Genomic DNA, 8,046 nt, shown 5'->3' on the forward strand with positions numbered 1-8,046 from the left:
CTTCAACCTTCAACCTTCAACCTTCAACCTTCAACCTTCAACCTTCAACCTTCAACCTTCAACCTTCAACCTTCAACCTTCAACCTTCAACCTTCAACCTTCAACCTTCAACCTTCAACCTTCAACCCACCTTCAACTTTCAACTTTCAACTTTCAACTTTCAACTTTCAACTTTCAACTTTCAACCTTGGCCTTTCGGCCACGCTACGGGAACAACCTTCAATATTTCTTACAAACTTTAAATTAAAGACATTTATAGGTAACTTCCATGCTGTTACGTCCAGGTTATATTTTGTCAATTCTCATGGTTACCCTGACTGGCTGCACTGCTGTAGCTAATTCCAACCCTGTAACCTCTCAATTGATTCCCAGCCCCGAGGGTCAACAACACCCAAAATCGAGTAGGCATAGTAGGTTAATGAGGCAACTCAATCTTAACCAGGTGCAAAGGCAGCAGCTGAAAGCCATTAAGCTGGAGTATGAAGAATCCATTATAGATCTTCGCCAGCAAGTGAGTCAAGCGAAGCATAAATTAGGTGAGTTGATGGTGGGTACAGCTGACACACAAACTATCCGCACTCAATACCAACAGGTTCAAATATTGAACCAGCAGCTAGGAGAGTTACACCTTGAGAGTATGTTGCAGATGCGAGAGGTGATGACTCCTGAACAACGCATCGAGTTTGCTCAATTCATGAGACAGCGCCGCAACCAAAACCCTCTATCCGATTAGGGAGAACCACAAAGGACAAGGATTTTGAAATTTATTTATCTACACGGTTTTGCCTCTAGCCCTGAGTCAGCCAAGGCGGTGTATCTACAGCAAGGGTTTGCTAGCCTAAATGTCTTTCTAACAATTCCTGACCTTAATCAAGATGATTTTAATCATTTAACCATAAGTCGCCAGATTAGTCAAGTGGCAGCATTACTGCCCTTAGATGGAACACCAGTCACGTTAATCGGCTCTAGTTTGGGTGCTTTTACCGCTGCACACTTAGCACAAAACAATCCACAAATCAAAAGATTGGTTCTACTAGCACCAGCATTTGGCTTCCTTGGCCATTGGTTGCCCAAATTAGAAGCAGAACAGCTCTATCAGTGGCGGAACGAGGGATATTTAGATATTTATCATTACCGAGAAAAGTGCTCGCTGCCCTTACACTACCAGTTTGTAGAAGATGCCCGTAATTATGAGGGTTTGGAGCTAGGGCGACAAGTACCTACCCTGATTCTACATGGGTGCGATGATGAGGTGATTCCTATCATGGCGAGTCGTGATTATGCCAGTACCCGCCCTTGGGTGCAATTGGTTGAATTGGAGAGCGATGCTCCTTTGGAGCCGCTACGCGAACACGGTTTGCGGGACGTGATGGCGTTGATTTGGGCAGCAGTTCGGGAATTTTGTGATATTTAGGGTTGAGGGTTAGTCGGTTGTTCGCCTTTGGCGTCCCTTGTCGGGTAGGTTAGTCGGTTCAGGGGTGAGCTACTCCAACCCAACACTAACTCCAAACCAACCCAACACCAACCAACCAATTCCCCCTAACCCTAATAACACCGGAGTCAACCAATTCCCCCAGCGCACATACAACGTCTGAGTTTGTCGTCGATAAATCGTATCTGCGTGCAACTCATAGGTATTAATCCCCGATAGCCATACTGTTTTGCCATGGGGGTCTACAATACCGGAATAGCCGGTATTGGTTGCTCTAACTGTCCACCTATCTGTTTCAATGGAGCGCATTACATCTTGAGCATGGTGCTGGGCAGGCATACTATTACTGTAATGGGCATTATTTGATGCAGTGATAATAAACTGCCCACCAGCGGCAGCTTGATAGCGGAAGTGCTCGGAAAAAGCTGACTCATAACAAATTCCTACCACTGCTTGACCAAAGGGTGTTTCTAATAATTGGTCAGGCTTACCTGCTGCTAAGTGAGAATCAAGAGGGGATAGTCGGTCAATTAAACGTCCTAGGAATTCTTCAAAAGGAATATATTCTCCTAAGGGCACTAATTTGACCTTATCGTAACGGCTGAAGGTCTCACCAGTACCGGTGACAGTAAACAAACTATTGGTAAGGCTACGCCCGATTTGCCCATAGCCTCCTACCCAAACTAATACCCCTTTATCTAATATTGCTGAGTAGAAAGAACTACGAGTGCGAACCTGTTCTTCCCAAAGAAAAGGTAAGGCAGTTTCAGGAGTTAGCACTGCGTCTACCTTTTGATCTGCCAATGTCTGGTATCCAGTAGTGTAACCTTTTATAGCACGCTGCCATCCAGCGGAGTAAAGTTTAATTTCATTGGGGATGTTTCCTTGAATAATACCGACTTTAATAGCAGAATCATTTGATTGCTCAATCGGTTTACTATACAGTAACCATCCCAGCAGATGTAAGCTGATTAATAATCCGATCGCTATACCCAAAAGGGTTGAATGTTGGAGGTTTTTAGGAGTCGAATATTGTTCGCCCTTGGCGTTACCGTAGGGTAGGTTGTTGTGATCACTTTCAACGTTCAACCTGCCAACGTTCAACCTGCTAACTTTAAAACTACTAACCTTTAATGCGCTTTCAGCTATTAAACCATTGACGGCGACAATAGCTGCTGTAACTGTTATTGGACCGGATAATTGACCGAGGTGCAAAATTATCAGGTTATGGGGACTTTGGGTATAGGATAAGGAAGACCAGTACAGGGGACTCATACTCCGCAGGGTTTCTATGCCACACCACAAGCCTGTACCGATTAGAACCCGCAAGCAGGAGGTTAAAAGAACATAGTTTTGAGTGGGGGTAGGGAGATTTAGATCACGATTTAGATCAGGATTTAGATCACGTTGTTGTGTAGCTTTGGTGGATGGGAATTTACAGCGGTTTTCAGATGAATTGACCTCACTACCTTTAGCTGCAAGCCCCCTAAATCCCCCAATTCTGGGGGACTTTAACTCAATTTCCCCCTCCAGTGCGCTTTCCGTTGGCGAATTAAATTCGCCACGGGTCGCACCGCAAAGTTGGGGGGCTAGGGGGGCGAAACTTGCTGTAATTGATTGAGTTATAGAGATTCCTATGGCCCAGACAGCTACTAGGAGTGCTCCCCACAGGGTAATGAATATCCAGCAGAATAATGCGATCGCAATACTAGCTAGCCATGGTACCCCCATCCAGTCCATCGGGTGAATACCAGTAATCCAAGATAGAGCTAAGCCATGATAACCGATACCCCAGATCAGACCAGATAAAGCATTGCCACGAATACTCTGACCCCTGACTACTATGAACCATAGAGGCACTAGGGCAATCCACGCTAGGGGCCAAGCTTCTGTTGGTGATGGTGTCAGTCCCATCAGGATGCCACCGATTAATGGTAATAGTAAACGATGTATAGACAAAATGAACTATATAAATAAAATCTCAAGTTGGCGCACCACCTGCTACACGATACAAGGTTGTGTAGTAATGCACTAGACCACTACCCACTGCTATAGCGTAGAGCAGAGTTACTAAAACAGCTACCTGACGTTGCCAACGCCAAACTTTCATCAAGCCTGCTGCTAGAAGAATTAAGAAATAGGGGGATACAATTAGTAGATAGCGAGCTTTCCATATGGAACTGGAAACATAGGATATCAATAAGATAGATCCGGCAGGTAATAATGCCCACACTTTAATCCACCAGAGTTTTGTTGAGGGGTGCCTGCTCAATAGAGCGATCGCAAGCAAGCCGATTGCCATGGCTGTATATGCCATGTAATATAGCAAAGGTACAAGATTTGACGTTAACACATGCTCTACAAGCCAGTCCATGATAGACTGCTGATTGAGCTGTTTCATCAGGTCGTTGGCACTGATGCCTGACCCTAGTAAGTGTCTCAATGGCCAAAAAGCTGTCAAGTGGGTGACTTCAGAGATAATTAAGATAATGTTGGGTTTTGGGTACTGTGTAACCCAACCTTTGAGGAATTTAGTGGAAGACTCATTAACTGCTGATACCAAAGGAAGCCAACAACTCCCAATCAGCAGCAGCCTGATCCCAAAGGCAAATAATCGGCGCTTGTGATTACGGAACTGCCATCCAATTAATACCAGATCTGGCACAAACAAGGTCACACTAACGGGAGTAGTCACCAGGGCTAGAAACCTGGCCACAGCCCACCAGTTGATGGCAGCAAACCTGGGATTTTCAAGGGCATGAACTAGAGCTAAGGTACCCCCTAAACTTAAGAAGGGGATGAGGGTGTACATCCTTACCTCTTGGGCATGGTTGATAAACAGAGGCGAGAGGGTTAGTAAGAGGGCGGCAATCAAGCCAACTGGCTTTCCAGCTAAGCGACGACCCAGCAGGTAGATTAGGAAGATACTGCCTAGTCCAAAAATTACAGATAGCCCACGCAACCAAACGGTGCTAGTGCTAAACTGCATCCAAATGTGGAGAATCATGAAATAAAAGGGACGTGTCAGATTCTTCGGAGGCAGTGATATCCCACTCTGGGTTTTGTTAATGCTAAATAGCTCATCGTACCATAAGCTCTCTGTGCCGAGTTGATAGAGGTACAACCCAGTAGCGACTAGTAAAATTAAGCCGATCGGCATCCACTTCTGGAGCAAATTGGCTCTTATTCCAAGTGCTGGTGTATTCAGTTTCATGGTGATGGACAGTTAATTCAAATTAGTTAAGTAGTATGATTTCACTAATATTAGTTAATTAAAATTAGGGATTGTGAGCGCAATCCTAGTATTCTGTGAATTTAGTTTTGAGCATTAGGGGAAATAGCAATCCGTGTAGGAATTGAGATAATTTTGATGCCATATTCCCTACTCCCTGTTCCGGTGATCCGCTGTTCCCTTTGCTAAAGTGTTAGGTTTTCCTATTTAATCCCTAGGGCTATCCGGTCTAATGCTTAATAGCAATTAAAAGTAATTAAAACTAATAGTAGAGGATTTTCCAGTTTCTAGGACCAAAACCCAAAATCTTTATCAGATATTTAAATAAATCTCTGATCTTTATCGAATATTTATTTTTACCGAGTGATCAACGGCCTAATTTTTCCCTTGCCTGCTGACGCAGATTCTTAGCATTGGGGTGATTCGGCTGGATTTGAAGTGCTTTTTCCATCGAATCGATCGCTTGATCGTATTCACGTTTGGCCCATAAGGCTGCCCCTTTATTACTCCAAGCATCCGCAGAATTAGGATTGAGTTTAATTGCCCGATTATATGCTTCTATGGCCTCCCTGTAGCGACCGAGTTTATGGAGGGCTACTCCTCGGTTAATCCAGGCGTCAGCAAAATCGGGCTTGATTGCGATCGCTTTCTCGTATAAAGTTAGCGCTAGAGTTATGGCGGTTGGGGTATTTTGGGATTCGATAGCTGCACCTTTACTCCACAATGCTTCGGGGTAGTCAGGTTTAAGGGCAAGGGCTTGATCGCAGGCAGCCAGTCCTTCTTGAGTACGGCCCAAGGAATTCAAGCTATAGCAACGACCCCAATGAGCTTCTGCTAAATTTGAGTCCTTTGCGTTCGCGTAGCGTGGCCATAGGCCAATCGCTTTTTCGTAAGTCATCAGTGCTTGCTGGTACTTTCCTGCTTGCCGCAAGCTATCCCCTTGGCTGTTTAATTCTGTTGCAGTTGGTTGTGTTTCCTTTGGTTGTGTTTCCGGGTCGGATGCCGATTTTGCAGCTGATTCGGTATCCGATTCGGGAATAGTTTTTTGGACTGAGCTGGTAGTAGTAATTTCAGGGGTGTTGCTAACTACGGCTGGAGTTGCAGGTTTTGACTCAGAGGTGGTGGTCGAGGTTTCCGCAACGGTATCGCTAATGTTGTCAGTTTGAGTGACAGGTTTGGGAACTAGAAAAGTCTTAGTACCGATCACAGCAATACTGATACCCATCCCTGCTAACACAGTAATCATCAACCAAGGCTTCATTAACCATCTTGGGATGATCTCTGATCTGGCCTGGGTTTGTGCTGATGTTGCTGAAACAGAAACAGTCTCTTCCGGAACTGTAGCAGACATAGCTATTGTTGGTGCAGCAGTTAGCCTCTGAACTGCTGCCAACGCTTCTACTGCGGTCGGATAGCGGTCACGGAAATCATAGCGCACCATACAGTCCAGGATATCCGCTAATTCTGAGTTAACTTGGATGTTAACTTGGACGCGATCGCGCCAGTTGATTTCCCCTGTTTCGGAGTTTTCTTTCAGGAACTTGGGATGAATTCCGGTTAATGCCTGGATACCTACCATACCCACCGCATAGATATCGCTGCTAAAACGGGGATTGCCACCGAACTGTTCTTTGGGGGTGTAGCCATGACTGCCAATAGCAATGGTTTTGGTTTGCCCGGTTTCGGGATCGATAATCTGGGTGCTAGCTTGCTTAACTGCCCCAAAATCAATCATGACAACTCTACCATCCTTGCGGCGGCGGATTAGGTTTGGGGGTTTGATATCACGATGGATCACACGTTGCTCATGGACAAATACTAGGACTTGTAGAATGTCTTGCAACAGAGCAATAACTCGATTTGATTCCCAAGGCTGACTGATTTCTTGGTTGAGGGGTTGTCCATCAATAAATTCTTGCGCCAGATAAAACTCGTGATTTTCCTCAAAGTGCGCCAGCAACTGGGGAATCTGATCGTGGTTACCCAGCTGGTAGAGGACTTGGGCTTCTCGCTCAAATAGGCGTTTGGAAATTTCCAAACACTCAGGATCCGTCACCTGGGGTTTTAGCTGTTTAATCACACATTGGGGAGTTCCTGGCAAGTGCAAGTCCTGTGCCAGAAACGTTTGACCAAAGCCACCTGCTCCCAGCTTGCTGATGATTTTGTAGCGACCGCCTAAGGGGTTTGCGGAATTTATCGGTTGATTGTTCATGGTTGAGGTTTGATTCTACTCGCTATCCCAGAAGTCGCTACAGGTTTACAGGTTCAATAAGCCGGAGTTTAATTTTAATTTTAAGCAATCAGCTATCAGCTATCAGCTATCAGCTAATGCGCTACGGGGAAAGTCCCAGCGTCGAAGCCTGTGCCACGCTACTAGATCGGTGCTTTTGAATAAAATAAGCTGACGACTGACCGCTGACGGCTGAATGCTGACGTTTAGTTCATTTATTAATTTTAACCGTATACACCCAGTCTTTGTATTTTGGTTCCCGATTTTCGGTAATTGCTGCTAGGGTATCCTTGAGCTTTTCAGTTATTGGTCTGTTTGGAGATAAGTGATAGTTTTCGATTCGTTTAACTGGAGTGATCTTTGCCGCTGTTCCACTCAGAAATACTTCATCGGCAATAAATAGTTCGGATTTATCCACTGGTCGTTGTCTAGTTGGCAAGCCCATGTCTTTAGCAAGGGTTAGAATACTATCCCGAGTAATTCCTTCCAGGATATCCTGGTCGAATCCAGGGGTAATCAACTGCCCATTTCTGACCAGAAAGATATTCATCCCAGAAGCTTCCGATACTTTTCCCTCAGAATTCATCATAATGGCTTCATCAAAGCCAGACTCTACTGCTTCGCTTTTCGCCAAGGAAGAGGTAATATAAGCTCCACTAATTTTACCTCTCAAGGGTAAACTTTGGTCTTGTTGTCGATACCATGAACTAATCCGACAGCTAACTCCCTCAGGAGATAAATAATCTCCTAATTCTAATCCATAAACAAAAAAGTCTTTTTCAATATTATGCAGTCTCGGGGAAATTCCTAAATCTGAGGTATAGACAAAAGGGCGGATATAAAACGATGTAGTTGGTTTATTTTGTTTGATAAACTCAACGATAATAGTCTCGATTTTATCAGGAGGTAAATTGTAGTGTAATAACCGGGCACTATTACTTAGGCGTTGGCAATGGCGGTCTAACCGAAACAGTAAACATTGCTGTGGGTTTTCTGGGTCAGGGAGACAGCGTAATCCGCCAAAAGCTCCCGTGCCGTAGTGCAAGGCATGGGTAGCAATGGAAATTTTGGCGTCAGCGAAAGGGACAAACTTGTTCTGAAAGTAAGCAATGGGCAAAAAATCAGGCATAGTTAAAATCAGTGCTTCAAGAT

General features: G+C 44.8%; 7 protein-coding genes and 1 pseudogene. 4 read left to right on the forward strand and 4 right to left on the reverse strand.

Annotated elements, in window-relative coordinates; genetic code table 11:
- From F6K20_RS15080 to F6K20_RS15090, 3 genes and pseudogenes are all read left to right on the forward strand, one after another.
- Window positions 1-242: pseudogene (locus F6K20_RS15080) on the forward strand (hypothetical protein); the annotation flags it as partial.
- A gap of 26 nt (window positions 243-268) precedes the next feature.
- The gene (locus F6K20_RS15085) at window positions 269-733 is read left to right on the forward strand and encodes a Spy/CpxP family protein refolding chaperone (protein ID WP_008179488.1); all 465 of its coding nucleotides are present in this window, start codon (window positions 269-271) and stop codon (window positions 731-733) included.
- A 24-nt stretch (window positions 734-757) separates the two neighbouring features.
- The gene (locus F6K20_RS15090) at window positions 758-1,414 is read left to right on the forward strand and encodes a YqiA/YcfP family alpha/beta fold hydrolase (protein ID WP_008179490.1); all 657 of its coding nucleotides are present in this window, start codon (window positions 758-760) and stop codon (window positions 1,412-1,414) included.
- Between the two features lie 69 nt (window positions 1,415-1,483).
- On the opposite strand, the gene lnt is transcribed toward F6K20_RS15090, so the two are convergent.
- The 3 genes from lnt to F6K20_RS15105 form a co-directional block, all read right to left on the reverse strand.
- Window positions 1,484-3,346 carry an apolipoprotein N-acyltransferase gene (gene lnt / locus F6K20_RS15095; RefSeq protein ID WP_008179492.1) on the reverse strand — a complete coding sequence of 621 codons (1,863 nt, stop codon included), beginning with the start codon at window positions 3,344-3,346 and terminating at the stop codon, window positions 1,484-1,486.
- 67 nt (window positions 3,347-3,413) lie between these two features.
- The gene (locus F6K20_RS15100; RefSeq protein WP_008179494.1) at window positions 3,414-4,646 is read right to left on the reverse strand and encodes a glycosyltransferase family 39 protein; all 1,233 of its coding nucleotides are present in this window, start codon (window positions 4,644-4,646) and stop codon (window positions 3,414-3,416) included.
- Window positions 4,647-5,031: 385 nt separating this feature from the next.
- Window positions 5,032-6,876 (reverse strand): tetratricopeptide repeat protein, encoded by a 1,845-nt coding sequence (locus F6K20_RS15105; RefSeq protein ID WP_008179495.1) that lies wholly within the window; start codon window positions 6,874-6,876, stop codon window positions 5,032-5,034.
- Between the two features lie 2 nt (window positions 6,877-6,878).
- Here F6K20_RS15105 and F6K20_RS15110 point away from each other — a divergent pair, with 2 nt between their 5' ends.
- Window positions 6,879-7,055, forward strand: a complete 177-nt coding sequence (locus F6K20_RS15110; protein WP_287253241.1) for a hypothetical protein — start codon at window positions 6,879-6,881, stop codon at window positions 7,053-7,055.
- Between the two features lie 50 nt (window positions 7,056-7,105).
- On the opposite strand, the gene F6K20_RS15115 is transcribed toward F6K20_RS15110, so the two are convergent.
- Window positions 7,106-8,023 (reverse strand): branched-chain amino acid transaminase, encoded by a 918-nt coding sequence (locus F6K20_RS15115; protein ID WP_008179497.1) that lies wholly within the window; start codon window positions 8,021-8,023, stop codon window positions 7,106-7,108.
- Window positions 8,024-8,046: the final 23 nt, after the last annotated feature.

Origin of the sequence: Moorena sp. SIO2C4, assembly GCF_010672485.1 — a bacterium.
Taxonomy (GTDB): Bacteria; Cyanobacteriota; Cyanobacteriia; order Cyanobacteriales; family Coleofasciculaceae; genus Moorena; species Moorena producens.